The following is a 26,981-nucleotide window of genomic DNA, read 5'->3' on the forward strand; positions in this document are numbered from 1 at the left end:
CTTCGCGCGTCCGGCCCGGCCGGGGCGCACGGTGCCGCGCGGGTCAGCGCGCGGTGATCAGCGTGCCGATCCGCTCGCCGGCGAGCGCACGGGTGACGTTCCCCTCGCCCTCCATGCCGAAGACCCGCATCTGGACGTCGTTGTCGCGGCACATCGCCAGCGCCGTGTCGTCCATGACGCCGAGCCGGTTCACCAGGGCGTCCGTGTAGGTCAGGTGGTCGAGCTTCTTCGCGTCCGGGTTGCGGCGCGGGTCGGAGTCGTAGACGCCGTCGACCCCGTTCTTGCCCATGACCACCTGCTCGCAGCCCGTCTCCAGGGCGCGCTGCACCGCCACGGTGTCGGTCGAGAAGTACGGCATGCCGGCACCCGCGCCGAAGATGACGACGCGCCCCTTCTCCAGGTGCCGGATCGCGCGCAGCGGGATGTACGGCTCGGCGACCTGGCCCATCGTGATGGCGGTCTGCACGCGCGTCTTGACGCCGGCCTGCTCCAGGAAGTCCTGCAGCGCGAGGCAGTTCATGACCGTGCCGAGCATGCCCATGTAGTCCGCGCGGGCGCGGTCCATGCCGGCCACGCTCAGCTCGGCGCCACGGAAGAAGTTCCCGCCGCCGACGACGATCGCGACCTGCACGCCGTCGCGCACGGCCACGCCGATCTCCTTCGCGATGCGGCGGACGACGTCGGCGTCCAGCCCCACGCTGCCCCCGCCGAACGCCTCGCCCGACAGCTTCAGCAGCACACGCCGGGCAGGGTTGCCTGCCGCGTCCACCGCCACGCCCTGGGTCGCCTCGTCACTCACTGGTCCGTCACCCTTCGTTCGACACTGCCGGGACGCTGCCCCTCCCGGAATACTGCCCGACTGACGGGCAACCCACCTCTGCGCAGGGGCACAGGCGTCCGGGCCGGTCACGACCGGCCCGCGTACAGGTCGGCCCGGCCCGCGCCGAAGCGCGGACCGGGCCGACCGGGATGCGTCAGGAACCGACGCGGAAACGCACGAACGAGTTCAGCGAGCCGTTCACGGAGGCGACGTGCTTGCCCACCGTGACCTTGGGGTCCTTGGCCAGCGGCTGGTCCACGAGCACGACCTCCTTGAAGAAGCCGTTCAGGCGACCCTCGACGATCTTGGGCAGCGCCGCCTCCGGCTTGCCCTCGTTCTTCGAGGTCTCCAGAGCGATCTCGCGCTCCTTCTCGACGACGTCCGCCGGGACGTCCTCGCGCGTGAGGTACTTCGGGGCCATCGCCGCGATGTGCTGCGCGACGTCCTTGGCCACGGCCGCACCGGCCTCGTCGGTGACGACGAGCACGCCGATCGACGGCGGCAGGTCCTTGGCCGTGCGGTGCAGGTACGTCGTGACCTTCGGGCCCTCGACGCGCGCGACGCGGCGCAGGGCGAGCTTCTCGCCCAGCGTGGCGCCCTGCGCGGCGATGAACTCCGCGACGGTGCCCTCGGGGGCGGGCGCGGCGGCGGCCGCGACCTCGTCCGCGGCACCGGCGGCGGCAGCGGCCTCCAGGACGGCGTCGGCCAGCGCGATGAACTTCTCGTTCTTGACGACGAAGTCCGTCTCGGCGTTCAGCTCGATCATGGTGGCGACCTGGCCGGCGGCGGTGTCCTCGACCTTGACGGCCACGAGGCCCTCGGACGTGGCGTTGCCCTCGCGCTTGGCGGCGCGCGCCAGGCCCTTGGTGCGGATGATCTCGATGGCCTTGTCGGCGTCGCCGTCGGCAGCGTCCAGGGCCTTCTTGACGTCGAGCATGCCGGCGCCGGTGCGCTCGCGCAGCGCCTTGATGTCAGCGGCGGTGTAGTTCGCCATTGTTCTGGTCCTCCGTGCAGTCGTGTTGTTCGTGGGAGGTCGTGCGACCTGAGGGCCGGTGCGTCGCCCGTGCCCCCGCGGGGGCCCGGGCGACGCGACAGGTCACTTCTCGGTCTCGGCCTCAGCCTCGGCCGGAGCAGCCTCGGCAGCCGGAGCGGCCTCGGTCGCCTCGGCGGCGGGGGCGGCCTCGGCCTCGGGGGCGGCGGCCTCGGCGGGCGCGGCCTCAGCCGGGGCGGCAGCCTCGGCCGGAGCCTCGGAGCCGGCCAGGAGCTCGCGCTCCCACTCGGCCAGCGGCTCGGCGGCGGCCTCGGCCTCGGCACCGGTCTTGGCACCGCCCGAGTGGCGCTGCATGAGGCCCTCGGCGGCGGCGTCCGCGATCACGCGGGTGAGCAGCGTGACGGAGCGGATCGCGTCGTCGTTGCCCGGGATCGCGTAGTCGACCATGTCGGGGTCGCAGTTGGTGTCGAGGATCGCCACGACGGGGATGCCCAGCTTGCGGGCCTCGTCCACCGCGAGGTGCTCCTTGTTGGTGTCGACGATCCACACGGCCGAGGGGACCTTGGCCATGTCACGGATGCCGCCCAGCGTGCGCGAGAGCTTGTCCTTCTCGCGACGCAGGACCAGGAGCTCCTTCTTCGTGAGGCCCGAGGCGGCCACGTCGTCGAAGTCGATCTCCTCGAGCTCCTTGAGGCGCTGGAGACGCTTGTGCACGGTGGTGAAGTTCGTGAGCATGCCACCGAGCCAGCGGTGGTTCACGTAGGGCATCCCGACGCGGGCGGCCTGCTCGGCCACCGGCTCCTGGGCCTGCTTCTTGGTGCCGACGAACAGGATCGAGCCGCCGTGGGCGACCGTCTCCTTGACGAAGTCGTAGGCGCTGTCGATGAAGTGCAGCGACTGCTGCAGGTCGACGATGTAGATGCCGTTGCGCTCCGTGAAGATGAAGCGCTTCATCTTCGGGTTCCAACGGCGGGTCTGGTGTCCGAAGTGGACACCGCTCTCGAGGAGCTGGCGCATGGACACGACGGCCATGACACGTCCTTTCGGTGCGGCCGGGATCGCCCCGGTGATTCCGCACGCATTTCAGGCGGCGCGGGGCGATGCCCCAGGCCGCGGTCGGGTTGAATCGGCACCACTGCTGCTCCGGTGCCCCTGGCGTCACGACGTGCCCGACGCCGACCCTCTGGGCCGGACCGCTGCCGGACGCGACTCGATGTGACGCGCGGTGTCGACCGGGTGCCCCTCGCCCAGGTGGGCCGCCGGCCGAAGGCCGTGGGTCCACCGGACGGAAGTTCATGCCGGTCGCGGGAGGAAGTCTACCCGACCAGCCCTTGCGACGAGGACCCGGCGGACGGGTCGCGACTGTGACATCGCCCGCCGGCGCGCACAGGCACCGGTGGTGGCGCCGACGGGCACCGAGCGTGACCACAGGAGCGGTTCGAGCCGCACTGTGCACAGGCGCGGGGAGAGGGCTGCGCACGGTGGCCGACGGCGGGCGATGCTCACCGCATGACGACATTCCCCCCTGGCCCCGGTGCCCCGTCCCGTGCACCTCGTCCTGTCGGCTCGGCCGTGCTCGGCCGCGGCACGCCTGCCCGAGCCGAGAGGACGATCGGAGTGCGGTCAGGCTTGGCCGCCCTCGCGCGGACCGTCCTGATCGCCGTCCTGCTCGTCGGGTCGACGGTGGGCGCGCCCGCCGCGGCGCTGCGCGCGGGACCCGACATGACGGTGCGCTCGGTACCCGGCAGCTCTCCGACCGGGTACGTAGCACCCGTCTCCGGTGTCGATCCACCGTCCGGCGTGGAGCGGTCGTTCGACCCGCCCGAGCACGAGTGGGGTCCCGGCCACCGGGGCGTGGATCTCACGGCGGCGGTCAGCGCCGACGTGGTGTCCCCTGGCCCGGGCGTCGTCACGTTCGCGGGGCCGGTGGCGCGCCGCGGCGTCGTCGTGGTCACGCACCCCGACGGCCTGCGCAGCAGCCTGGAACCGGTCACGGCGTCGGTAGCGGTCGGGACCGCCGTGGCGGCGGGGACCGTCATCGGCACGGTGGAGGGCGACGGCGCGGGCGACAACGTGTCGGCGAACCACTGTGCGCCGCGGTCGTGCGTGCACTGGGGCGTCCGGCGCGGCGAGCGGTACATCGATCCGCTCACGCTCCTGGACCGTCCGCCCATCGTGCTCCTCCCGGACCGGTGACGGTGAGCAGTGGGGACCCGGCCATCTCCGTGTGGCCGGCTTCGTGCGGCCGGCTTCGTGCGGCCGGCTTCGTGCGGCCGGCTTCGTGCGGCCGGCTTCGTGCGGCCGGGTGGACGTCGAGGTGATCGGCGACCCGGTCAGGCGCGTGGGAATGCCTGGGCGTAGACGCTGCGCAGGCGCTCGGCGTCGACGTGGGTGTAGCGCTGGGTCGTCGCGAGGTTGGCGTGCCCCAGCACCTCCTGCACGGCGCGCAGGTCCGAGCCGCCCTGCAGCAGGTGCGTCGCCGCCGAGTGCCGCAGCGCGTGGGGTGCCACGTCGTCGACCCCGGCCTGGGCCGCGAGGCGGTGGATCGCCTCACGCACCTGCCGCTGCCCCCAGCGTCCGCCGCGCTCCCCCACGAGCAGCGCGTCGCCCGTCGTGGCGGTCACGAGCGCGGGTCGCCCGTCGGACAGCCAGGCCTCGACCGCGCGCGCCGCCGGGATGCCGAACGGCACCACGCGTTCCTTGCCGCCCTTGCCGAGCACCCGCACGAGGCGGTCCCGGGCATCGACGTGCCCGACGTCGACGGACACCAGCTCGCCCACCCGGATCCCCGCGCCGTACAGCAGCTCGGCGGCGACCCACGACCGCAGTGCAGCAGGACGTGTCGCCTCGTCGGCCTCGTCGGCGACCGCCCGGGCGCCGTCGAGCAGGCGGCCGGCGGCGTCCACGTCCAGCACGGTCGGCAGCGTGCGCGGGACCTTGGGACTGGCCAGGCGCGACGACGGGTCCACGGGCACGAGCCCGGCGCGGTGCGCCCAGCGCAGGAACGCACGTGCGGAGGCCCCCCGGCGCGCGAGCGTCGAGCGGGCGAGCCCACGGTCGGACTGGGAGGCCAGCCAGCCGCGCAGCAGGGTGAGATCGATCGCGTCGAGACGCGTGGTGCCGTGGCGCATCGCGTAGCGCAGGAGGTCGGTCACGTCCGCCACGTAGGCGCGCCGCGTGTGGGCGGAGTGCCCGCGCTGCGCGTCGAGATAGCTGGCGAACCGGGACACGGCGTCGGACATCTGCTCGGGCAGCCGAGGCAAGCCGGACAGGTCGGTAAGGTCCACGTTTTCCAGTGTGCGCCTCGCCTGCCGCCGGGCGACGAAGGCGCGCCGTCCGTACGCGGTGCCCCGCACCGCCCCGCACCCGCCCGCATCCGCCGGCCCAGGGACGCCGGTCGGCCCCGGCCGATCTCACGCTCGGACACGAGCCACGGACGCCGTGCGACCGCCCTGGTCATCGCCGCCGCCAGCCACCGTCCTTCTGCTCGGCCAGTCCCATCAGCTCCAGCAGTCCCAGCGCACCCGTCGTCTCGCCCAGTGCCAGGCCCGCCGCGCGGGCCACCGATCGCTCGTGGGCCGGTCTACGCACGGGCAGCGCGTCGAGCACGGCCTTGCCGGCGGCGTCGAGGTCGTCCTCGGGACGCGTCTCACCCCGGCGTGGCGGCGCGGTCTCCCCTGCGTCCCCGACCAGCTCGGCGGCCTCGGCGGCGTCCGTGACACACACCGCGGCGCCGCGGCGGAGCAGCTCGTGGCAGCCCGCCGACGCCATCGAGGTGACCGGCCCGGGGACCGCGCCGAGCGGCCGCAGCAGTCGCACGGCGTGGTTGGCGGTGGACAGCGCGCCGGAGCGCACGGACGCCTCGATCACCACCGTGCCGGACGTGAGCGCCGCGATCAGCCGGTTCCGCTTGAGGAAGCGCTGCTTGCCCGGCACCGAGCCCGGTGGCACCTCGCTCACCACGGCGCCACCCTGGTCGGCGGCCCGACGCAGCAGGTCGGTGCTGCTCGCCGGGTACAACCGGTCGACGCCGCCGGCCAGAAAGGCCACGGTCGGCGCACCGGAGACCAGCGCGCCCCGGTGGGCCTCCGCGTCGATGCCCGCGGCGCCCCCGGAGACCACGGTGAACCCGCGGTCGGCCAGGCCGCACGCGAGGGATCGTGTCACCCGGATGCCGTAGTCGGTGCATGCGCGCGACCCGACGAGCGACACCGAGCGCTCCGCGAGCCTGCCGAGCTCCGGTTCCCCGCGTACCCAGAGCGACAACGGCGCGATGGCACGCAGGGCACCCAGCGATACCGGCCAGCGCGGGTCCTCCGGGGTCAGGAAAGTGCCGCCGTACCGGTCGAGCACCGCGAGCTCACCGGCGGGATCGAGCCGCTCGAGCCGAGGTGCCCAGCGCCGGACGGCCGCCACGACGAGCTCCACCGCCCGCGCCCCTGAGGCCGCCGGCCCCTCCGTCGCCGACTTCTCCGTGGCCGGTCCTTCCGCCGCCAGTCCTTGCGCCGGTCCTTCCGCGACCGGTCCGAGCAACCGCCCGGGTGCGTCCGCGGCCCCGCCGAACAGCGCCCGGCCACCCGCGATCCGATGGAGCACTGCCTGCGCCTGTTCCGGCGCACCGGCCGCGTCCACCAGCCAGCGGAGCGCGTCCACCGGGCCGAGGCTGTCCACCAGGGCGCCCGCCACGGGATCGCCCGGCTCGGCGAGGCGGCTCCACGCGGCCCGGGCCAGGACCGGGTCGTCGGCGTCGAACCGGAGGCCGGGTCCGGGCCGTCCGAAGAGCGCGTCAGGCATGGTCGCCTCCCGTGCGCAGCAGCAGCGCGTTGCCGACGTCGGCCACGGTCGGCGCCGCACGGCCCGCGAGGTCCGCGACGGTCCAGGCGATCCGCAGCACCCGGTCCACCCCGCGCAGGCTCAACGTCCCGGCCGTCATCGCGCGGTCGATCGGGCCCAGCAGCCCCGGGCGCGGCCGGAGCAGCTCGCGCAGGAACCGCCCGGGCATCTCGACGTTGGTCGACCAGGGTGTCTGGGCCAGCCGGGCGCGCGCCGCCTCGCGGGCGCCGAGCACCCGGGCCGCCACCGCCGCCGTCGGCTCGGAGGAGCCCTCGAGCCGCTCGACCCGGTCCACGCGCCGCACCTCGACCTGGACGTCGACGCGGTCCAGGAGCGGGCCGGACAGACGCGCGAGGTACCGGCGGCGCACGGTCGGCGAGCAGCTGCAGTCCAGCCCCTTGCCGACCGCCATCCCGCACGGGCAGGGGTTGGCCGCCAGGACGAGCTGGAAGCGGGCCGGGTAGCGGGCCGCACCGCCCGACCGATGGATCACGAGCTCGCCCTGCTCCAGCGGCTGGCGGAGCGTCTCCAGCACGTCGGACCGGAACTCCGGGGCCTCGTCCATGAACAGGATGCCCCGGTGTGCCCGCGACACCGCACCGGGACGCGGCACGCCAGACCCGCCGCCCACCACGGCCGCCGGCGTCGCCGTGTGGTGCGGGTCCTCGAACGGGGGCCGGCGGATCAGCCCGCCGCCCGGGTCGAACGTGCCCGCTACGGAGTGCACGGCCGTGACCTCGACCGCCTCCTGGTCCGTCAGGTCGGGCAGGATCCCCGGCAGGCGGGACGCCAGCATCGTCTTGCCCGCACCCGGCGGCCCGACCAGGAACAGGTGGTGCCCGCCGGCGGCGGCCACCTCCAGGGCGAACCGCGGCCGGTCCTGGCCGAGCACGTCGGCGAGGTCACCGGGCAGCCGGGCGGGCGGCGCGGAGCGTTCCGGCCGGACCGTCACCACCTCGCGCACCAGCTCGGGCGGGCCACCGTGCAGCACCAGCACCTCGGCGAGGCTGGCGGCACCGACCACCCGCGCACCAGGCACCAGGCGCGCCTCGTCGAGGTCCCCCGCGGCCACGACCACGTCCGGGAAGCCGGCGTCGACCGCGGCCGCGACCGACGGCAGCACTCCCCGCACGGGCCGCAGCCGCCCGTCGAGCCCGAGCTCGCCCAGGTGCACCGTCCGGGCCAGGCTCTCCTGGCGCAGCCCCGGCGACGCCGGGCCGTCGGCGCCGGCCAGGACCGCCACGGCGATCGCCAGGTCGTAGGCGCTGCCGCGCTTGCGCAGCGACGCGGGCGACAGGTTCACCGTGATCTTCCTGACCGGCCACGGGACCCCGGAGGAGGTCACCGCCGCACGCACCCGGTCCCGCGACTCGCTCAGCGCGGTGTCCGGAAGCCCCACCAGGGTGAAGCCCGGCACGGACGCCGCCAGGTGCGCCTGCACCTCCACGACGTGCCCCTGCATCCCGACGAGCGACACCGCCCGCGTGGTCGCCACCCCCATCAGGCCACCGCCTCGAGGTGCTCGACCACGGCCCGGCCACGCCGGGGCAGGGTCACGGCAACGACGTCGATCCGGATCGAGCCGAAGCTCGTCCGCGTGTCCGAGAGGACCGGCGCCGCGCCGGCAGACGCCCCGCCGGGAGCCCCGACCGGCATCGGGACCGACGCCGCCTCCTCGGCGAACTGCGCCGCCACCGTCCGTTCCCGGAACGCGGTGAGCCACTGCCCGGTCAGCCGCTTGACCCGCGCCAGCTTGCGCGCCGTGACCGCCTCGGCCGGATGACCGTAGCCGAGACCGGTCCGTGTCTTGACCTCGACCACCACCAGCACGTCGCCGTCGACCGCGACGATGTCGAGCTCACCGTCCTTGCCGCGCCAGTTGGTGTCGAGCACCGCCCAGCCGCGCTCCTCCAGGTACCGCCGCGCCACCCGCTCGCCGTACCGGCCCACGCCGTCCTTCTTCGCCATCGCGTCCACCTCCGTGACCAGCCTTGGTCACGACAGGGGGCGACGGCGGCGACGGCGGGCTCACATGTGCACAGACCGACGATCCACAGGCTCGGCGTAACGCTCGCAGCCCTGGAACGGCGGCAGGAGGGTCCCTACCGGCCCGGGACGAGTTTCAGAGGGCCAGCTCGGCCTTCGCCAGCTCCTCGACGTTCACGTCCTTGAACGTCACGACGCGCACCGACTTCACGAAGCGGGCGGAACGGTAGACGTCCCACACCCAGGCGTCCCCGAGCCGCAGCTCGAAGTACACCTCACCCGCCGCCGACCGCACCTGCAGGTCCACCTGGTTGGCCAGGTAGAAACGGCGTTCGGTCTCCACCACGTAGGAGAACAGGCCCACCACGTCGCGGTACTCGCGATAGAGCGCTAGCTCCATCTCCGTCTCGTAGTTCTCGAGGTCTTCGGCGCTCACGACGACATCATCCCACCGACGCCGCGGTTCCGGGCAGGTTCCAGGACCTGCGGTGCTGCGGCGTCGGCCCGTGCAGGCCCAGGGCGTCCATGTGCGCCTTGGCGCTGTAGCCCTTGTTCTGGTCCCACGCGTACTCGGGGTGCCGCTGGGCCAGCTCGACGAGGATCGCGTCGCGCTCGACCTTGGCCAGCACGCTGGCGGCGGCGACCGAGGTGCACGTCATGTCGGCCTTGACCAGGGTGCGCACCGCGGGCTCGGGCACGTCGTCGTCCGGGATCTCCGACGCCGCGAACAGGTCGAGCGCCGGCCTGGACAGCCAGTCGTGCTTGCCGTCCAGCACCACCACGTCGACGTCTCCGCAGACCAGCCGCACCTGCGCGAGCGCTCGCCGGCCCGCGAGCCGGAGCGCCGCGATGATCCCGACCTCGTCGATCTCGGCCGGTCCTGCGTGTCCGACGCCCCAGGCCACAGCCCAGCGCCGCACGGCGGGAGCGATGGCCTCGCGCGCGGCGGGCGTCAGGAGCTTCGAGTCCGCCACGCCCTTCGGCCCGGTGCGGGTGGTGGCGTCCACCACCACGACACCCACGCTGACCGGGCCCGCCAGGGCCCCGCGCCCCACCTCGTCCATGCCCGCCACGAGGCGGGCGCCCGAGGCGAGGAGCGCGCGCTCCTGCCGCAGGGTCGGCACCGTGACCACGGCCTACTCCCCCGCGGGTGGCTCGTCGGGAACGTTCGCGAAGACGTCGGACGGGGTGCTGTGCCAGTTCAGCCGGTCCAGCGGCCACACGGTGGCGAACGCCGTGCCCACGACGTTCTCGACGGGGACGAACCCGCCGCCCGGCTTGCCGCGGTTGTACCGCGAGTCCTGCGAGTTCTGCCGGTTGTCGCCCATGACCCACAGCATGCCGTCGGGCACCGTGACCTCGAACGAGTCCTGGCTCGGGATCGACCCCGGCTTGATGTACGTCTCGTCGATCGGCGTGCCGTTCACCGAGACGCGACCCTCGGCGTCGCAGCACTCCACCGTGTCGCCGGGCAGGCCGATCAGGCGCTTGATGAGGTGGTCACCGGTGTCCTGCGGCAGCAGACCCACCGTGGTCAGGAACGACACCGCGGCGTCGCCGATCGGCCCGCGCTCCGGCGGCACGTACGGCGGGAGCCAGTCACCCGGGTCCACGAAGACGACGATGTCCCCGTGCTCCAGGTCGAACGGGCCGGGTGTCAGCCGCGACGCCATGACGCGGTCGCCCTGCGTCAGCGTGTCCTCCATGGAGGCGCTCGGGATGTAGAACGGCTGCACCAGGAAGGTCTTGATCAGCCACGACAGCACCAGCGCGCTGACCACGATGATGCCGATCTCCCGCAGCATCGCGAGAACGCCCGACTGCTGCTTCGGTGCACGACCGTGCGCGGCCCCGTCCCGACGATGCGCCCCGCTGTTGCCCCACGGATCTGCTGCGCTCAACGGCGTCCCATCGGTAGGGGTGGGCGGTGCCACCCGGTCGAAACTCGTCACGAGGGTAACTCTGTCACCTCTCGGTGCCCGCGGCGAAACGGCCTCGCGAGCCCACACCGACCCCGTCTGATATCACCACAGAACGGGGCACGCGCGGCATCGGCCGCCACCCTCCGACAGAGGGTGACGGCCGACACGGGAACGCTCGGAAGCGTCAGACCTCGCGCTTCTCGCGGATCTTCGCCTTCTTGCCGCGCAGCTCGCGCAGGTAGTACAGCTTCGCGCGACGCACGTCACCACGGGTGACGACCTCGATCGACTCGATGGTCGGCGCGTGCAGCGGGAACTTGCGCTCCACGCCCACACCGAAGCTGACCTTGCGGACCGCGAACGTCTCGCCGATCCCACCGCCGTGGCGGGAGATGACGACGCCCTGGAACGCCTGGACGCGAGAGCGGTTGCCCTCGACGACCTTGACGTTGACCTTGACGGTGTCACCGGCGCGGAACGCCGGGATGTCGGACCGCAGCGAGGCGGCGTCGATCATGTCGAGCTTCTGCATCGTTCTCTCCGGGCCTGCCACAGGTCAGGCGCGAATATCGTGGGCCCCGCCGCGGCCGTACGGCCGCCAGGGTCCCGGAAGGGTGAGGATGATGGTGCGGCTTGACCCGGTCAGGGACGGTTGCCCGCCCCGGTCGTCCCCTGTGGCAGAGACCTGACCGGCGACGCACCAACGGCTCATTCTGCCACACATGCGGGTGCGCACCGACACCTACGCGTGTGATGTCAGGCCCGCACCAGCGCGTTCCCGTCGGCCCCGGGCACCCACCCGAGCTCCGCGAGCAGCGCCAGGTCGTGCTTGTCCAGACCCGCCGGGTCCAGGGCCGCGATCATGTCCGGTCGGCGCGCGGCGGTCCGCTCCAGGGCCCGGTCCCGGCGCCAGCGCTCGATCCGTGCGTGGTGCCCCGACAGCAGCACCTCCGGGATCTCCAGGTCCGCCCACGCCGGCGGCTTCGTGTACACGGGGTACTCGAGCAGGCCCGCGGCGCCGTGCGACTCCTCGACCAGGGACTCCGGGTTGCCGACCATGCCGGGCACCAGCCGCGCGACGGCCTCGATCATCACGAGCGAGGCGACCTCGCCGCCGTTGAGCACGTAGTCGCCGATCGAGAGCTCCCGCACGGTGACCCCGGCCGCGCGGTAGTGCTCGGCGACGCGGGCGTCGATGCCCTCGTAGCGCCCGCACGCGAACACGAGCTGCTCGGCCGTCGCCAGCTCCTCGGCGTGCCGCTGGGTGAACACCTCGCCCGACGGCGTGGGGACGATGAGCTGGGCACCCGGCGTCAGTACGTCGTCCAGGGCGACGCCCCACACGTCGGGCCGCATGACCATGCCCGCTCCCCCGCCGAACGGTGTGTCGTCCACGGTGCGGTGCCGGTCGGTGGTCCAGTCCCGCAGGTCGTGCACCCGCAGGTCCAGCAGGCCGCGCTGCCGCGCCTTGCCGACCAGCGACAGGTCGAGGACCGACAGGTAGTCGGGGAAGATCGAGACGACGTCGACCCGCACGTCAGCCGTCCTCGCCGTCGACGTCGTCGGCCCGGTCCACGATCGCGGCGTCCGCGTCCCGCGCGAGAAGGCCGCCGGGCGGCGTGAGCACCACGCGACCGCCGGCGACGTCGACCACGGGCACGATCGCCATCACGAACGGCACCAGGGTGCGGGCCGTGCCGCCGTCGGGCAGCGTCTCCTCGACGAGCAGGGCCTCGTGGGCCGGCAGGTACTCCAGCGTGACGACGGTGCCCACCACGGTGCCGTCCTCCAGCTCGGCGCGCAGGCCCGCCAGCTCGTGCGGGTACCAGGCGTCCTCCTCGTCGGAGGCGTCCGCCTCGACGACGAGCTCGACGCCCCGCAGCTCCTCGGCCGCGTTCCGGTCGGGCACCTCGGCGAACGTCACCAGCCACCGTCCCTGGTGCTGCCGGGCGTGCGTCACCGTGAGCGGTCCCGCGTCGGCGGGCACCGTCTCCAGCCGCTCGCCGACGGCGAGCCGGACCTCCGGCTCGTCCGTGCGCAGGTCCAGGGCCACCTCGCCCTTGAGCCCGTGCGCCTTGGTGACGCGGGCCACGGTGAGCTGCATGTCTCTCCTCGAAGATGAGCGAGGCCCGGTCCACGTCCGGACCGGGCCTCGTCGTCGTGCTGGGTACCGAGCGGTCAGCGCCGGTCGACGTCCACGACGTCGACCCGCACCGGGCCGTCGGTGGCGAGCGCACCGATCACGGTGCGCAGGGCGCGCGCCGTGCGACCACCCCGGCCGATGACACGGCCCAGGTCGTCGGGGTGCACACGGACCTCGAGCAGGTCACCACGGCGCAGCGTCTTCGCGGAGACGCGTACGTCGTCCGGGTTGTCCACGATGCCGCGCACCAGGTGCTCGAGGGCCTCCGAGAGCATCAGGCCTCGTCGCCCTCGGCCGGCTCGGCCGGAGCCTCGGCGGCGGCAGCGGCGGCCTTCTCGGCAGCCTTGGCCTTGGCCTTCTCGGCGTCGGCGTGCACGGCCTCGATCGCGGCGGCGGCGTCGGCCTTCTCGCCCTTGACCTTCAGGGTGCCCTCGGCACCCGGCAGGCCCTTGAACTTCTGCCAGTCACCGGTCACCTTGAGCAGAGCGGCGACCTGCTCGGTCGGCTGCGCGCCGACGCCGAGCCAGTACTGCGCGCGCTCCGACTTGATCTCGATGAGCGACGGCTCCTCGGTCGGGTGGTACTTGCCGATCTCCTCGATCACGCGACCGTCGCGCTTGGTGCGCGAGTCGGCGACGACGACACGGTAGTACGGGGCCCGGATCTTGCCGAGGCGCTTGAGACGAATCTTGACGGCCACGAAGTGGTCACTCCTGGTTCTGAATGGGATGGCCCGTGCACCGCGACGTGGGGTGACGCAGTGGGTGGGACCGGGACACGACCTGACCGGGTGAGAGGGGTCCGGGCACGCCGAGTACCTGCACATTGTGCCAGACCGCGGAGGGCCTCACCAACCAGGCGTGCCTCACACCGCGCGGTCGCGACACGCCCGCGCGACCCGTCAGCCTGCGGCCGGGTAGACGACGCCGCGCAGCACCACCGCCGTGGGGTGCCGCAGCACCTCGATGTCCTCGCGCGGGTCGGCCGGGTACACCACGAGGTCCGCGCTGGAGCCCTCCACCACCGCCCCGAACCCCAGGTACTCGCGGGCCCGCCACGAGGCCATCGCCACGACCTCGGCCGGCGGGATCCCCGCCGCCACCAGCTCCGCGCACTCGTCGGCGATCCGGCCGTGCGAGATCGTGCCGCCCGCGTCCGTGCCGACCAGGAGCCGTACCCCGGCGTCGTACAGGTTCCGCACGTGCTCGTACCGCCGGGCGTACATGGCGCGCATCCGCTCCGCGTACACGGGGTACTTGCCGTCCGCCTGCGCGGCGATGTTCTCGAACTGCCCGATCTGCAGCATCGTGGGCGTCACGGCGACACCGCGCTCGGCGGCGACGGCCATGTGCTCGGCCGTCATGCCCGTGCCGTGCTCGATGCAGTCGACGCCGGCCGCCAGCAGCCCGTCGATCGTCTCGGTGGCGAAGGCGTGCACGGTCACCCGCGCGGCCTCGGCGTGCGCCACCGCGACGGCCTCGGCCAGCAGCTCGTCCGACCAGAGCGGCCGCAGGTCGCCGTCGGCCCCCAGGGTGCGGTCGATCCAGTCGCCCACGAGCTTGACCCAGCCGTCGCCGCGGCGCGCCTGCGTGCGGACAGCGTCGGGGAGCAGGTCCGGGGACTCCAGCTCCAGCCCGTAGTTGCGCAGGTACCGCTTGGGGCGTGCGAGGTGCGTGCCCGCGCGGAGCAGGTGCGGCAGGTCGGGACGGTCGTGCACCCAGGCGGTGTCCAGCGGCGAGCCCGCGTCCCGGACCAGGAGCACGCCCGAGTCACGGTCCGCGACCGCCTGCTTCTCCGCCTCCTCGACCGGCACGGCGCCGTCGGCGGCCAGCCCGATGTGGCAGTGCACGTCCACCAGACCGGGCAGGGCCCAGCCCTCCAGCACCCGCATGTTGGTGCCCTGCGCCGACGGCCGCGTGAGGCTCACCCGGCCCGAGCGGACCCAGATCTCCTCGGCCTCGCGGTCGTCACCGAGCAGGATGTGCCCACGGATCGCCGCGGTCGGACCTTCCAGCGCAGACATGCGGCTCCTTCGCTCTCCCCGATTCACCCTGTGGACACGCCCCGCACCGCACCACCGTCGGCCCGCCCGCCGGAACCACCCGGCGGACGGCGCGCGCCGCCGACCTCACCGACCCAGGAACTTCTCCAGGCCCGGCGGCAGCTCGAGGTTGCTCAGGTCGGGCGTCTCGTCCTTCTTCGGGGCGACGCCGAAGGCCGAACCCGCCGGCGCGGACGAGACGGACGTGGCCGGCCCGCCGCCGAGCGCACGCTGCATCGCTTCCTTCTCCTGCTGGGCGCGCTTGGCCGGGTTCCCGGACTTGCCCTTCTTGGCCTTCTTGGGCGGCTGGGTCTTGCCACGCGACTTCTTGCCCATGCCCATGCCCATGCCGGGGCCACCCGGCATGGCGGGCATCCCGCCCGGGCCGAGGCCGCCGCCCTTGGACATCTGGCGCATCATCTTCTGCGCGTTCTCGAACCGCTCCAGGAGCTGGTTGATGGCCGTCGTGGTGGTGCCGGAACCCTTGGCGATGCGCGCGCGGCGCGAACCGTTGATGATCTTCGGGTTGTCGCGCTCGGCGGGCGTCATCGAGTGGATGATCGCCTCGATGCGGCCCACCTCGCGCTCGTCGAACTGGTCGAGCTGGTCCCGCATCTGGGCCATGCCCGGCAGCATGCCGAGCATCTTCTTCATCGAGCCCATGTTCTTCAGCTGCTGCATCTGCACCAGGAAGTCCGCGAGCGTGAAGTCCTGGCCGCTGGCGAGCTTGCCGGCCATCTTCTCGGCCTGCTCGGCGTCGAACGCCTTCTCGGCCTGCTCGATCAGGGTGAGCACGTCACCCATGTCGAGGATGCGGCTCGCCATGCGGTCGGGGTGGAAGACCTCGAAGTCCGTCAGCTTCTCGCCGGTGGACGCGAACATGATGGGCCGGCCGGTCACCTTCGCGACCGACAGCGCGGCACCACCGCGCGCGTCGCCGTCCAGCTTGGACAGGACGACGCCGGTGAAGTCGACGCCGTCGGCGAACGCCTTGGCGGTGTTCACCGCGTCCTGACCGATCATCGCGTCGATGACGAACAGGACCTCGTCCGGGTTCACCGCGGCACGGATGTCCGCGGCCTGCTGCATGAGCACCTGGTCGATGCCGAGGCGGCCGGCGGTGTCCACGATCACGACGTCGTGCTGGCGCTCCTTGGCGAACGCGACACCGTCGCGGGCCACGCCGACCGGGTCGCCGATCAGGGGCGCGTCGGCGGCCGGGTCGTCGGCGTCCGAGGTGTTGCCGGGGTGCGGCGCGAAGACGGGCACGCCCGCCCGCTCGGCCACCACGGAGAGCTGGGTCACGGCGTTCGGGCGCTGGAGGTCGGCGGCGACCAGCAGCGGCGTGTGCCCCTGCCCCTTGAGCGCGTGCGCGAGCTTGCCGGCCAGGGTGGTCTTACCGGCACCCTGCAGACCTGCGAGCATGATCACGGTGGGCGGCGCCTTGGCGAGCGTCAGCGGCCGGGTGGCGCCGCCGAGGATGTCGACGAGCTCCTCGTTGACGATCTTGACGACCTGCTGCGCCGGGTTCAGCGCACCCGAGACCTCCGAGGAGAGCGCCCGCTCGCGCACCGCGGCGGTGAACTCCCGCACCACGGGCACCGCGACGTCCGCGTCCAGGAGGGCGCGGCGGATCTCCCGCACGGTCGCGTCGATGTCCGCCTCGGAGAGACGGCCGCGCGTGCGCAGGTTCTTGAACGTCGAGGTGAGCCGGTCGGACAGGGAGTTGAACACAGACACAGCCTAATAGAACGCACCTGGGGCGAGCACACCTCAGCCGCGCAGCCGCGCCCGCGCCCGCTCCGTCAGCCCGTCCACGAGCTGCGCTCGCCAGTCCGTCCAGGCCTTCGGCCCCAGGGACGTGGTGTCCGCCTCGGTGAGCGCGCGCAGCACGTCCAGCAGGTCGCGCCGGTGGCCGACGGCGTCCAGGAGCGCGGTCACCGTCGCCGGGTCGTCGGGGTCGGCCCGCGTGGCCAGGTCGGCGAGCGTGAGGTGGTGCCGCACGAGCCGCGTGACGTCGTCGACCACCTCGGGCGCGAAGCCCGCCCGGGTCAGGATGGCCGGCACCCGCGCGGCACCCTCCACGGAGTGGTCGGCGGCGCCCCGCACCTTGCCGATGTCGTGCAGCAGGGCGGCGAGCAGCAGCAGGTCGCCCGAGGTCGCACCACCGTGGGACCCCACCTCCGGCAGCCGCCGCCGGAGCTTCGCCGCCACCGCCGCGGTCTCCACGAGGTGCCGGTCCACGGTGTGCCGGTGGATCGCCGCGCGCTGCGGCCGGTTGCGCACGTCCGCCCACTCCGGGAACCAGGAGGTGACCACGCCCGCGAGGTCGAGGGCCTCCCAGACGGGCACCTGCGCGGGCCCGGCACCCAGGAGCGCCAGCAGGCTCTCCCGTGCGGCGGGCGGCCACGGCTGCGGCAGGGGCGGGCACTGCTCCAGGCTGCGGATCGTCACCGGGGACAGCACGAGGCCCGTCCGGGCAGCCGTCGCGGCGGCTCGCAGGGGCAGCAGCGGGTCCGAGGCCGGGCGGGTGCCGACACCGAGCACCAGCTCGCCGTCGTGCTCCACCAGGCCGTCGCCCACCGAGCGCAGGCGCGGCGGCGTGCGCCGCCCGCGCACCATGAGCGGCTTGCCCACGCCTACCGGACGGGCCAGCGCCTGGCGTGCCCGCCGGATGGTCATGTCCAGCGCGTAGGAGATGACGCGCCCCGACTCGGCCAGGGCCGCCAGGAGCTCGTCGCCGTCGTCGTGACCGGTCCGCTCGGCGACCTCCTCGAGGTCCGCCAGCAGCAGGCGGCTGGTACGCCGCCGGGTGACCACCTGGAGTGTGTCGCGCACGTCGAGCAGCTGCGTGTACGCGGCGTCGACCGCGCCGTGCGGGCGGTCGGTGAGCCAGGTCGCGGCCAGCGCGGAGAGCAGCACGGCGTCCCGCATGCCGCCCCGGGCCTCCTTGAGGTCGGGCTCGATGAGGTAGGCGAGCTCCCCCGCACGCTGCGCGCGGTCGCGCGTCGACGAGATGAGCTCGGGCAGGCGCCGTCGCGCGGCGGCGCGCCAGTCGGTCAGCACCGCCGACGCCGCCCGGTGCACGACGACGGCGTCCCCCGCCACGGGCCGCACGCTCAGCCAGCCGATCACGGCGGGCAGGTCGCTCGCGGCCACCTGGCGGGACTGGCTCAGGGACCGCACGGCGTGGTCGATGTCCACGCCCGAGTCCCACAGCGGGTACCAGAGCCGTTCGGCGACCTGCTTCAGCTCGTCGGCGCCGTGGGTGCGGCCGTCGTGCACCAGCACGAGGTCGAGGTCGCTGAGAGGGCCGAGCTCCCCGCGCCCGAGGCTGCCGACGGCCGCCAGGGCGATGCCCGACGGGTCGACGCCGTCCGTCGCCTCCGCGAACAGCGCGCCGAGGCGTTCGGTCGCCCGCTGGCCGACGGCGGAGCGCCGGGCCAGGCCGGAGCGACCCGGACCGGTCAGGTCGGTGGCGATGGTGAGGAGCTCGTCACGGAGGCCCCGCACCCCTGCGGTGGGGTGCGGGGCCTCCGCCTGCTCCCGGGCGCCCTCGGACGCCGGGTCAGTGGTCATGCGACGTCGGACACTCCCCGTCAGAGGGCGGCGTCGCCGTGCTCGCCGGTGCGGACGCGAGCCACGTCCTCGACGGGCACGACCCACACCTTGCCGTCACCGATCTTGCCGGTCTGGGCCGCGCCGACCACCGCGTCCGTGACCGCCGCGACGTCCGCGTCGGTGACGAGGACCTCGATGCGGACCTTGGGCACCAGGTCGACGGTGTACTCGGCACCGCGGTACACCTCGGTGTGGCCCTTCTGCCGGCCGTAGCCGCTGGCCTCGCTCACGGTCATGCCGCGAACCCCGACACCTTCCAACGCCGTCTTCACGTCATCCAGCCGGTGCGGCTGGAGGACCGCCGTGACAAGCTTCATGCGCTGCCTCCTAAGCAGTCTGGTCGCTGCACCGTAGTACGGTCAGCGCACCTCGGTGATGGTGGAACCGGAGTTCTCGTACGCCGTCTCGCCGTGGACGGCGAGGTCGATACCGCTGACCTCGGCCTCCTCGGAGATCCGCCAGCCCATCGTCGCCTTGAGGGCGTAGGCGATGACCGCGGTGACCACGAAGCTGTAGACGACGGCGATCAGCGCGGCGACGATCTGCGTGATCAGCTGCGTGACGCCACCACCGTAGAAGAGGCCGTTGAGCGAGCCCTCGAAGTAGAACGAGTCGTAGCGGCCGTTGGTGGCGAAGAAGCCGATCAGGACCGTACCGACGAGGCCACCGACCAGGTGGACGCCCACGACGTCGAGCGAGTCGTCGTAGCCGAACTTGTACTTGAGGCCCACCGCGAGGGAGCACAGGACACCGGCGACCAGGCCGATGACGATGGCGCCCCAGCTGTCCACCGTGCCGGCGGCCGGGGTGATCGCGACCAGACCGGCGACGACACCGGACGCGGCACCGAGCGAGGTGGCCGCACCGTCGCGGAACTTCTCCGTGACCATCCAGCCGAGCATGGCGACACCGGTCGCCACGAGGGTGTTGACCCAGGCGCGGCCCGCGGTGCCGTCGGCGGCGAGCTCCGAGCCCGCGTTGAAGCCGAACCAGCCGAACCACAGGAGCGCGGCACCGAGCATGACGAACGGCAGGTTGTGGGGGCGCATGGCCTCCGTGCCGAAGCCCTTGCGCTTGCCGAGGATGAGCGCCAGGGCGAGCGCGGCGGCACCGGCGTTGATGTGCACCACGGTGCCACCGGCGAAGTCGATGGGCAGCGAGAGCGCCGAGGCGAGCCAGCCGTCGGCGCCGAACATGCCGCCGCCCCAGACCCAGTGAGCCAGCGGCGTGTAGACGATCGTGACCCAGATCGCCGTGAAGACGACCCAGGTGCCGAACTTGGCGCGATCCGCGATGGCACCCGAGATGAGCGCCACGGTGATGATGGCGAAGGTCGCCTGGAAGCCCGCGAAGACGAGAGCCGGGATGCCCATGGCCGTCGTGGGGCTGGCGGCGTTGTCCACCGTCAGGCCGATCAGGCCGGCCGGGTTGCCGATGAAGCCGCCGAGGTCCGGGCCGAACGCGAGCCCGTAGCCGTAGACGACCCACACGAGTCCCGCGACGCCGATCGACGCGAAGCTCATCATCATCATGTTCAGAACGCTCTTGCCACGCACCATGCCGCCGTAGAAGAACGCCAGGCCCGGCGTCATCAGCAGCACGAGCGAGGAGGCGGTAATCAGCCAGGCAGTGTTGCCACTGTCCAGTTCGAATTCCATCGGTTGCCTCTCTCCCCGGACCGGTCCTTGGTGACTCGGCCCACCGCGGACTACCGTCCCGGGAAGGCGTTACACGCGGCCCGCATCGAGGTTACGGATGCGTGACGCAGGGCCGAGGCATGTAAACGTCTCATTTCGCGAGCGAAATGGGCGAAATTATTCAATCGACCGTGATGGGATCGTGATTCCTGCGCTATCCGCCGGAAACACACCGTTCTCGCATGGTGGACACAAGACAATCCGACGACAATTCGCGCTGCATTCAGTAGGCGGGCCGCATTCAGCCGAGAATGCCGTCCACGAACTCCTCGACGTCGAACGGCGCCAGGTCGTCCGGCCCCTCACCCAGGCCGATCAGCTTGACCGGCACGCCGAGCTCCCGCTGCACCTGCACCACGATGCCGCCCTTGGCCGTGCCGTCCAGCTTGGTCAGCACGATGCCCGTCACGCCGGCGACCTCCGCGAAGACCCGGGCCTGCGACAGCCCGTTCTGACCGGTGGTCGCGTCGAGCACCAGCAGCACCTCGCTCGGCGGCACCACCTTGCTCGAGACGCGCACGATCTTGCCGAGCTCGTCCATGAGCCCCGCCTTGTTCTGCAGGCGCCCGGCGGTGTCCACAAGCACCACGTCCATCTTCTCGTCACGCCCGCGCGCCACCGCCTCGAAGGCGACCGACGCCGGGTCGGCGCCCTCGCGGTCCGACCGCACGGTCGGCACGCCCACGCGGTTGCCCCACGTGGTGAGCTGGTCGGCGGCCGCCGCCCGGAACGTGTCGGCGGCGCCGAGCACCACGCTGCGGCCGTCGGCCACCAGCACCCGGGCGAGCTTGCCCACCGTGGTGGTCTTGCCCGTGCCGTTGACGCCCACCACGAGGGTCACGGCGGGCAGGTGCGTGCCGTCGTCCGCCGTGGTCGGCTCGGTGCGCAGCGTCCGGTCCAGGCTCGGGTCGAGCAGCGTGACGAGCTCGGACCGCAGCAGCTCGCGCACGGCCCCGGGCTCGCGGACGCCGAGCACCCGCACCTTGGTGCGCAGCGCGTCCAGGAGCTCCGTGGTGGGGCCCGCGCCGACGTCCGCGAGGAGCAGCTCCTCCTCGATCTCGTCCCAGTCGTCCTCGGTCAGCGCGTCCCGGGACAGGACCGACAGCAACCGGGCCCCGAGCGGCGACCCGGAGCGGGCGAGCCGGTCGCGCAGGCGCACGAGGCGGCCGGCGGTCGGGGCGGGCGTCTCCACCGCCGGGGCCGCCGGCTCGGGCGCGACGTCGGGCTCCGGCCGGGTGGCGGTGGCCGTGCCGCCCGCCGCAGGCTCCGCGGTGGCCTGGGCCAACGTCCCGGGCTCACGCTCCAGGGTGGTCGTGCCGCCGCCCCGCTCCTGGTCGTGCCGACGACGGCGCGCCACCAGCAGGCCGGCGACGCCACCGCCGCCCGCGAGGACGACGACGGCGGAGATGATCTCGATCCAGGGAAGCTCGTTCACGCCCCAGATTCTTTCATCCCGCGCGGGGCGGTGCGGAAGCACTCTCGCGGGCAGGCTGGCCCGCACCCGCACCCGCACCCACGGCCCGGCACCGCCGACTCGTTCGGTCCGTTGCCCGCCCGGTCCCCGCGAGCTCGGTCCCTTGCCCCGAGACCGGTCGATCGATGGACCGAAGTCAGGGCACCGGACCGAACATCGAGCCGGACGTCACGCTGTTGACCGAAGTCGCTGCACGCACCGGCCGCCGACCGGGCGCACGTCGTCGAACCCCGGCTGTCACGCCGCGGAACGGAACGATGTGGGGCGAGCGCCCCGCGGCCGGCTAGCTGGCGGCCTGGGCCGGGCCCTGGTCCGCCGGCGGCTCCTGCGGGATCTTCTGCACGCTGCGCACCGGGCGCACCGCACGGAGCTGGCCGGGCACGAGGTTGGCCGGCTTGAGCGGCACCGTGCCCAGCGGCACGTGGAGCGTCTTCTGCGCCTGGTCCCGCGCGCGGTTCAGCACGTCGGTGAGCTCCTCCGCGTCGACGTACCCCGGCTTGGACTCGATGGTCGCGGCGAAGAACTCGGACATCCCCATGTCGACCGGGGACGTGTCGGGCTTGAGCACGGGCGGCTTGCCGACCCAGACGGACGGGGCACCCACCGCGTGCGTCGCCACGGCGGACGCGCCGTGCCGGCGACCGTCCCGGCGACGCGAGTGATCACCCCGCAGACGCGCGAGACCCGACCGGAACCACTGGAGGAACGAGAAGTCCTCGGCCTTGTTCGAGGGCGCGTCCATCTGGCTGGCGACGACGAACACGCCGACCGCCAGGACCAGGCACACCACGAGCAGAATGACCGACCACCACATAGCCCTATTGTGTCGTGTCTTGTCCGGTCGCGCCGTGCGGACCGCCGCGACACGCCGGACGACACGCACGAACGTGCCGGGAGAATTCGCTCACACCCGAACGTTCCTGGCCGGGGACGCGAGAAATTCACCCGCTCGGGCTCAGGCGGTCACCGTCTCCCGGTCGCCCATGCGCTGGCTGATGAGCGTCGTGACGCCGTCGCCCCGCATGGTCACGCCGTACAGGGCGTCCGCGACCTCCATGGTGCGTTTCTGGTGCGTGATCACGATGAGCTGGCTGTCCTTCTGCAGCTCCTTGAAGATCTCGATGAGACGCCCGAGGTTCACGTCGTCGAGCGCCGCCTCGACCTCGTCCATGATGTAGAACGGGCTGGGCCGGGCCTTGAAGATCGACACGAGGAACGCGACCGCCGCGAGCGAGCGCTCGCCGCCCGACAGCAGCGAGAGCCGCTTGACCTTCTTGCCGGCGGGCCGCGCCTCGACCTCGATGCCGGTGGTCAGCAGGCTCTCCGGCTCCGTGAGCGTGAGCCTGCCCTCGCCGCCCGGGAACAGCCGCGGGAAGATCTCCAGGAACTTGGCGGCCGTGTCCTGGAACGCCTCGGCGAACACCTGCTGCACGCGCTCGTCGATGTCGTCGACGATCTGGAGCAGGTCCTCCCGCGACTTCTTCAGGTCCGCGAGCTGGTCGGTGAGGAACTGGTGCCGCTCCTCCAGGGCCGCGAACTCCTCCAGCGCGAGCGGGTTCACGGCGCCGATCCGCGACAGCGCCTTCTCGGCCTTGGCCAGCCGCGCCTCCTGCTCCTCGCGGACGTACGGGACCATCCGGTCGGGCTTCGGCTCGGCCGGTGCGGCCTCCTCGGCCCCCGCCTCGCCGTCCGGCGCCGGCTCCTCGGCGGGTTCCGCCCCGGCCGCCGCGACGACCACCGCGGTCGCCGCCGGGTCGTCGGGCCGCAGGCCCGCCTCGTGCAGGGCACGCGTCCGCGCGATGAGCGCGTCCTCGCGCGCGGCGGCGCCGCGCGGCAGCGGCGGGTCACCCGCGTACCGGATGGGGTTGCCCTCCTCGTCCCGCTCGACGACGGCGCGTCGCTTGCGGCCCCGGACCGCGACGTCCCCCTCGTAGACGGGGACCATCTGGTGCGGGCCGAACTCCTCCACGAGCACGTCGGGGTCGGTGCCCAGCTCCTCGGTCGCGCGGGTCTGGAGCTGCTCCAGGCGCAGCATCTGCTGCGCGCGGGCCACCTCGTCGCGGTGCGCCACGTCGGTCAGCTCACGCAGCTCGGCGGTGAGCGACTCGACGCTCCCGCGCACGGCCAGGAGCTGCTCCGACCCGGCGGCACGGGCCTCCTCGGCGGCGGCCTTCTCGGCCGTCGCCCGGTCGAGCGACCGCGCGATGGCCTCCAGCGCCACGGCGACGCCCTGCTGAACCTCCAGCGCCCGCGCCGCGTCGCGCTGTCGGGCCTCCTCGCGCTCGGCGGCGCGGGCACGGGCCTCTCGTTCCTGCTCGGCCGCCGCGACCAGCGCCTGCGCGCGGCCGGACACCGCGCGGGCCCGCTCCTCCGCCGTGCGCAGGGCCAGCCGTGCCTCGGTCTCACGCCCGCGCGCGGCGGTCGCGGCCTCGGCGGCGGCGTCCCGCTGGGCCTGCAGCTCGTCGACGGAGCCCTCGCCGTCGTCGGGCTCCTCCTCGGCGATCGTCATGCGCTCGACGAGCGCCTCCAGCTCGAGCTCGTCCTCCGCGCGGCGCGTCTGCGCCTGCTCCAGCGCGGCGCGATGCCGGTCGGCCTCGGCCCGGGCGGCCCGGGCGGCGGCGCCCAGGGACCCGAGCTGCTCGGCGGCAGCGGCACGCGCGGCGTCGGCCTCCCCGAGGCGGGCCAGCGTCTCGTCGTAGCGTTCCTGGGCCGCGGCGCGCTCGGCGCGGGCGCGCTCCAGGTGCGCCGAGCCGTCGGCCTCCCGGGCCGCCGCCTCGTCGCGCGCCGCCTTCGCCTCGTCGAGCGCCGACTGCAGGTGCAGCACGCTGGGCGCGGCCGCCGACCCGCCCCAGGCGCGCGTGGCACCCAGCAGGTCGCCGGCCCGGGTCACCGCGACCACGGGCTGGTCACGCACGAGCACACGGGCACGCGCCAGGTCGTCCACCACGACGACGTCGCGCAGGATCGTCCGCAGCGCGGCCGACGCCGGGCCCGCGACCTGCACCACGTCCGTGGCCCAGCGGGCGCCCGCGGGCAGCTCGACGTCGGGGCGGCCGGCCTCCGCGGCGGCGCCGCCCACGACCAGGCTGGCGCGGCCGGCGTCCTGGTCCCGGAGCAGCCGCAGCGCGTCCACGGCCTCGTCGACGCCCGCCACGGCCACGGCGTCCGCCACCGGGCCGAGCGCGGCGGCCACCGCGTCCTCGAAACCGGCCTCGATGCCCAGGAGCGCCGCGACCGAGCCGAGCACGCCTGCGTGGTCGGCGGCCAGCAGGGTGCCCGCGCCGTCCTTGCGGTCCAGGCTCAGCTCCAGTGCCTCGACCTTGGCGGCCGCCGCGCTGCGGTCCCGCTCCGCCGTGGTGACCTGCTCCTGGAGGTGGCGCACCTCGGCCTTGGCGAGCTCCAGCACCTCGGACGCCGCCTCGTGCGCGACGTCGAGCCCCTCCACGCCGTCCTCGCCGCCCCCGCCGACCTCGGCCTCCAGGGCGCCGAGCTCGCGCGAGGTCTCCTCGACCCGCTGCTCGGCCTCCAGCAGCGCCTCCCGCAGGCGGTCCAGCTCCGACTGCGCGGCCTCGACGCGGCTGCGGCGCGCGGCGACCTGGCCGGCCAGGCGCGCCAGGCCCTCGCGCCGGTCCGCGGCGGCGCGCAGCAGCGCCGCGTGCGACCGCTCGGCGGCCTGCGCGGCCGCTTCGGCCTCCGCGCGGGCGTCGACGGCGGTCTCCACGACCTCGCGGGCCATCTCGACCTCGGTGACCAGCTCCTCCTCGCTGGCGCGGGCACGGGCCGCCTGGGCCTCGAGGTCGTCCGGGTCCTGGCCCTGGTGCGCGGGCTCGGCGGTGCCGAGCAGGCGGGCGCGCTCCCCGGCCAGGGACTGCAGGCTGCGCAGCCGCTCACGCGTCTGGGACAGTGCGAAGACCGTGTCCCCGGCCTGGCTGACCTGCTGCGACTCGGCCGACATCGCGGCCTCCAGCCGGGCCAGGGTGCCACGGGCCTCGGTGAGCGCGGCCTCCGTCTCGGCCTGCCGCTGCTTGAGCGACCGCTCGTCGGCGAGCTCCTGCTCGAGCTGGGCGGTGAGCTGGGCCAGGTCGTCGGCGAGCAGGCGGGCCTTGGCGTCGCGCAGGTCCCGCTGCACGGTCTGGGCCTTGCGCGCGGCCTCGGCCTGCCGGCCGAGCGGTCCGAGCTGCCGCCGCAGCTCGGCGGTCAGGTCGCCCAGGCGCGCGAGGTTGCCCTGCATCGCGTCGAGCTTGCGCAGCGCCTTCTCCTTGCGCTTGCGGTGCTTGAGGACCCCGGCGGCCTCCTCGATGAAGCCGCGCCGTTCCTCGGGGGTGGCACGCAGGACGGCGTCGAGCTGTCCCTGCCCCACCACGACGTGCATCTCGCGGCCGATGCCGGAGTCGCTCAGCAGCTCCTGGATGTCCAGCAGGCGGCAGCTGTTGCCGTTGATCGCGTACTCGGAACCGCCGCTGCGGAACAGCGTGCGCGAGATCGTCACCTCGGTGTAGTCGATCGGCAGCGCCCCGTCGGTGTTGTCGATCGTGAGGGAGACCTCGGCACGGCCCAGGGGCGCGCGGCCGGACGTGCCGGCGAAGATGACGTCGTCCATCTTGCCGCCGCGCAGCGACTTGGCGCCCTGCTCACCCATGACCCAGGCCAGGGCGTCGACCACGTTCGACTTGCCGGAGCCGTTGGGGCCCACCACGCAGGTGATGCCCGGCTCCAGCTCAAGGGTGGTCGCCGACGCGAAGGACTTGAATCCCCGGAGCGTGAGCGTCTTGAGGTGCACTGGGTGAGCCTAACTGTGGATACGGGTTGAACGTCGGACATACGGCGGATGTACGCCGAAGCAGAGCGTCCGTCCGGGACGCGCGGACGACGCCACGCACGTCCCGGACGGACGCTCTGCTCCTACGGTCCGACAGGTCAGCGGCCGCGCCGTCCTGCGGGGCCTCAGCCCAGCTCGGGGAACCAGAGGGCGATCTCGCGGGCGGCGGACTCGGCCGAGTCCGAACCGTGCACCAGGTTCTGCTGCACCTTCGTGCCCCAGTCGCGGCCCAGGTCGCCGCGGATCGTGCCGGGGAGGGCGTCGGTCGGGTTGGTGGCGCCGGCCAGGGAACGGAAGCCCGGGATCACGCCCTCGCCCTCGGCCACGACGGCCAGGACCGGGCCCGACATCATGAACTCGACCAGGGGGCCGTAGAACGGCTTGCCCTCGTGCTCGGCGTAGTGCGCGGCCAGCAGCTCGGCGGTGGCGTCCTTGAGCTGCACGGCGCGCAGCGTGTAGCCCTTGGCCTCGATGCGGCGCAGGATCTCCCCCGACAGGCCACGGCGCACGCCGTCCGGCTTGACGAGGACGAGGGTGCGCTCGGCCACGGGCTGCGTCGAGGCCTCCGTGGGCAGGGTCTTCTCTGCGACGTCGGTCATGACGCCCACCTTATCGGGCTCCAGAGGTGCGGACG

25 protein-coding genes are annotated in these 26,981 nt (G+C 73.5%); 1 reads left to right on the forward strand and 24 read right to left on the reverse strand.

What is annotated here, in order from left to right; all coding sequences use genetic code 11:
- Window positions 1-43: 43 nt before the first annotated feature.
- From pyrH to rpsB, 3 genes are all read right to left on the reverse strand, one after another.
- Window positions 44-799 (reverse strand): UMP kinase, encoded by a 756-nt coding sequence (gene pyrH / locus ACO229_RS13175; RefSeq protein ID WP_423465200.1) that lies wholly within the window; start codon window positions 797-799, stop codon window positions 44-46.
- A 175-nt stretch (window positions 800-974) separates the two neighbouring features.
- On the reverse strand, window positions 975-1,814 hold the full coding sequence (gene tsf / locus ACO229_RS13180; protein ID WP_397416076.1) for a translation elongation factor Ts: 840 nt from the start codon (window positions 1,812-1,814) through the stop codon (window positions 975-977).
- 102 nt (window positions 1,815-1,916) lie between these two features.
- Complete coding sequence (gene rpsB / locus ACO229_RS13185) at window positions 1,917-2,843, reverse strand: 30S ribosomal protein S2 (protein ID WP_397416078.1); 927 nt, start codon at window positions 2,841-2,843, stop codon at window positions 1,917-1,919.
- Window positions 2,844-3,428: 585 nt separating this feature from the next.
- Between rpsB and ACO229_RS13190 the strand changes: the two genes are divergently transcribed.
- Complete coding sequence (locus ACO229_RS13190) at window positions 3,429-4,007, forward strand: murein hydrolase activator EnvC family protein (RefSeq protein WP_423465201.1); 579 nt, start codon at window positions 3,429-3,431, stop codon at window positions 4,005-4,007.
- A gap of 137 nt (window positions 4,008-4,144) precedes the next feature.
- On the opposite strand, the gene ACO229_RS13195 is transcribed toward ACO229_RS13190, so the two are convergent.
- The 21 genes from ACO229_RS13195 to ndk all read right to left on the reverse strand — a co-directional run bounded on the left by ACO229_RS13195 (window position 4,145) and on the right by ndk (window position 26,946).
- On the reverse strand, window positions 4,145-5,053 hold the full coding sequence (locus ACO229_RS13195) for a tyrosine recombinase XerC (protein WP_397433185.1): 909 nt from the start codon (window positions 5,051-5,053) through the stop codon (window positions 4,145-4,147).
- 214 nt (window positions 5,054-5,267) lie between these two features.
- Complete coding sequence (gene dprA, locus ACO229_RS13200; protein WP_423465202.1) at window positions 5,268-6,605, reverse strand: DNA-processing protein DprA; 1,338 nt, start codon at window positions 6,603-6,605, stop codon at window positions 5,268-5,270.
- On the reverse strand, window positions 6,598-8,145 hold the full coding sequence (locus ACO229_RS13205; protein WP_397416085.1) for a YifB family Mg chelatase-like AAA ATPase: 1,548 nt from the start codon (window positions 8,143-8,145) through the stop codon (window positions 6,598-6,600). Before ACO229_RS13205 ends, dprA begins: the two co-directional genes overlap by 8 nt.
- Entirely contained in the window at window positions 8,145-8,612 is a 468-nt protein-coding gene (locus tag ACO229_RS13210; protein ID WP_423465203.1) for a YraN family protein, read from the reverse strand. The genes ACO229_RS13205 and ACO229_RS13210 overlap by 1 nt, the downstream gene beginning before the upstream one ends.
- Window positions 8,613-8,766: 154 nt before the next feature.
- The gene (locus tag ACO229_RS13215; RefSeq protein ID WP_119137991.1) at window positions 8,767-9,066 is read right to left on the reverse strand and encodes a DUF2469 domain-containing protein; all 300 of its coding nucleotides are present in this window, start codon (window positions 9,064-9,066) and stop codon (window positions 8,767-8,769) included.
- Window positions 9,067-9,073: 7 nt separating this feature from the next.
- On the reverse strand, window positions 9,074-9,763 hold the full coding sequence (locus ACO229_RS13220; RefSeq protein ID WP_397416089.1) for a ribonuclease HII: 690 nt from the start codon (window positions 9,761-9,763) through the stop codon (window positions 9,074-9,076).
- Window positions 9,764-9,766: 3 nt separating this feature from the next.
- Window positions 9,767-10,531, reverse strand: a complete 765-nt coding sequence (gene lepB / locus ACO229_RS13225) for a signal peptidase I (RefSeq protein ID WP_397416091.1) — start codon at window positions 10,529-10,531, stop codon at window positions 9,767-9,769.
- A 205-nt stretch (window positions 10,532-10,736) separates the two neighbouring features.
- A complete protein-coding gene (gene rplS / locus ACO229_RS13230; protein ID WP_397416093.1) occupies window positions 10,737-11,084 on the reverse strand; it encodes a 50S ribosomal protein L19 in 348 nt (115 codons plus the stop codon).
- Window positions 11,085-11,308: 224 nt separating this feature from the next.
- Window positions 11,309-12,088: a tRNA (guanosine(37)-N1)-methyltransferase TrmD gene (gene trmD, locus ACO229_RS13235; RefSeq protein ID WP_423465204.1), complete on the reverse strand. Its 780-nt coding sequence runs from the start codon at window positions 12,086-12,088 to the stop codon at window positions 11,309-11,311.
- Window position 12,089: 1 nt separating this feature from the next.
- Complete coding sequence (gene rimM, locus ACO229_RS13240; protein ID WP_423465205.1) at window positions 12,090-12,656, reverse strand: ribosome maturation factor RimM; 567 nt, start codon at window positions 12,654-12,656, stop codon at window positions 12,090-12,092.
- Window positions 12,657-12,730: 74 nt separating this feature from the next.
- On the reverse strand, window positions 12,731-12,970 hold the full coding sequence (locus ACO229_RS13245; protein ID WP_119138001.1) for an RNA-binding protein: 240 nt from the start codon (window positions 12,968-12,970) through the stop codon (window positions 12,731-12,733).
- Window positions 12,970-13,395, reverse strand: coding sequence for a 30S ribosomal protein S16 (gene rpsP / locus ACO229_RS13250; RefSeq protein WP_397416100.1), 426 nt, complete (start codon window positions 13,393-13,395; stop codon window positions 12,970-12,972). The genes ACO229_RS13245 and rpsP overlap by 1 nt, the downstream gene beginning before the upstream one ends.
- A gap of 201 nt (window positions 13,396-13,596) precedes the next feature.
- On the reverse strand, window positions 13,597-14,718 hold the full coding sequence (locus ACO229_RS13255) for an amidohydrolase family protein (protein ID WP_397433121.1): 1,122 nt from the start codon (window positions 14,716-14,718) through the stop codon (window positions 13,597-13,599).
- A gap of 105 nt (window positions 14,719-14,823) precedes the next feature.
- Window positions 14,824-16,470: a signal recognition particle protein gene (ffh, locus tag ACO229_RS13260; RefSeq protein WP_423465206.1), complete on the reverse strand. Its 1,647-nt coding sequence runs from the start codon at window positions 16,468-16,470 to the stop codon at window positions 14,824-14,826.
- Between the two features lie 39 nt (window positions 16,471-16,509).
- Window positions 16,510-18,315 (reverse strand): [protein-PII] uridylyltransferase, encoded by a 1,806-nt coding sequence (locus ACO229_RS13265; protein WP_423465207.1) that lies wholly within the window; start codon window positions 18,313-18,315, stop codon window positions 16,510-16,512.
- Window positions 18,316-18,335: 20 nt separating this feature from the next.
- Window positions 18,336-18,674 carry a P-II family nitrogen regulator gene (locus ACO229_RS13270; protein ID WP_397416111.1) on the reverse strand — a complete coding sequence of 113 codons (339 nt, stop codon included), beginning with the start codon at window positions 18,672-18,674 and terminating at the stop codon, window positions 18,336-18,338.
- 42 nt (window positions 18,675-18,716) lie between these two features.
- Window positions 18,717-20,015: an ammonium transporter gene (locus ACO229_RS13275; protein ID WP_397416113.1), complete on the reverse strand. Its 1,299-nt coding sequence runs from the start codon at window positions 20,013-20,015 to the stop codon at window positions 18,717-18,719.
- A gap of 280 nt (window positions 20,016-20,295) precedes the next feature.
- Complete coding sequence (ftsY, locus tag ACO229_RS13280; protein ID WP_423465208.1) at window positions 20,296-21,489, reverse strand: signal recognition particle-docking protein FtsY; 1,194 nt, start codon at window positions 21,487-21,489, stop codon at window positions 20,296-20,298.
- Window positions 21,490-21,811: 322 nt separating this feature from the next.
- Window positions 21,812-22,342, reverse strand: a complete 531-nt coding sequence (locus ACO229_RS13285; RefSeq protein WP_397416119.1) for a hypothetical protein — start codon at window positions 22,340-22,342, stop codon at window positions 21,812-21,814.
- A gap of 141 nt (window positions 22,343-22,483) precedes the next feature.
- Window positions 22,484-26,308, reverse strand: a complete 3,825-nt coding sequence (locus ACO229_RS13290) for a chromosome segregation SMC family protein (protein WP_423465209.1) — start codon at window positions 26,306-26,308, stop codon at window positions 22,484-22,486.
- A 164-nt stretch (window positions 26,309-26,472) separates the two neighbouring features.
- Window positions 26,473-26,946, reverse strand: a complete 474-nt coding sequence (ndk, locus tag ACO229_RS13295; RefSeq protein WP_423465210.1) for a nucleoside-diphosphate kinase — start codon at window positions 26,944-26,946, stop codon at window positions 26,473-26,475.
- Between the last annotated feature and the right edge of the window lie 35 nt (window positions 26,947-26,981).

It is taken from the genome of Promicromonospora sp. MS192, assembly GCF_049532985.1.
In the GTDB taxonomy this organism is placed as follows: Bacteria; Actinomycetota; Actinomycetes; order Actinomycetales; family Cellulomonadaceae; genus Promicromonospora.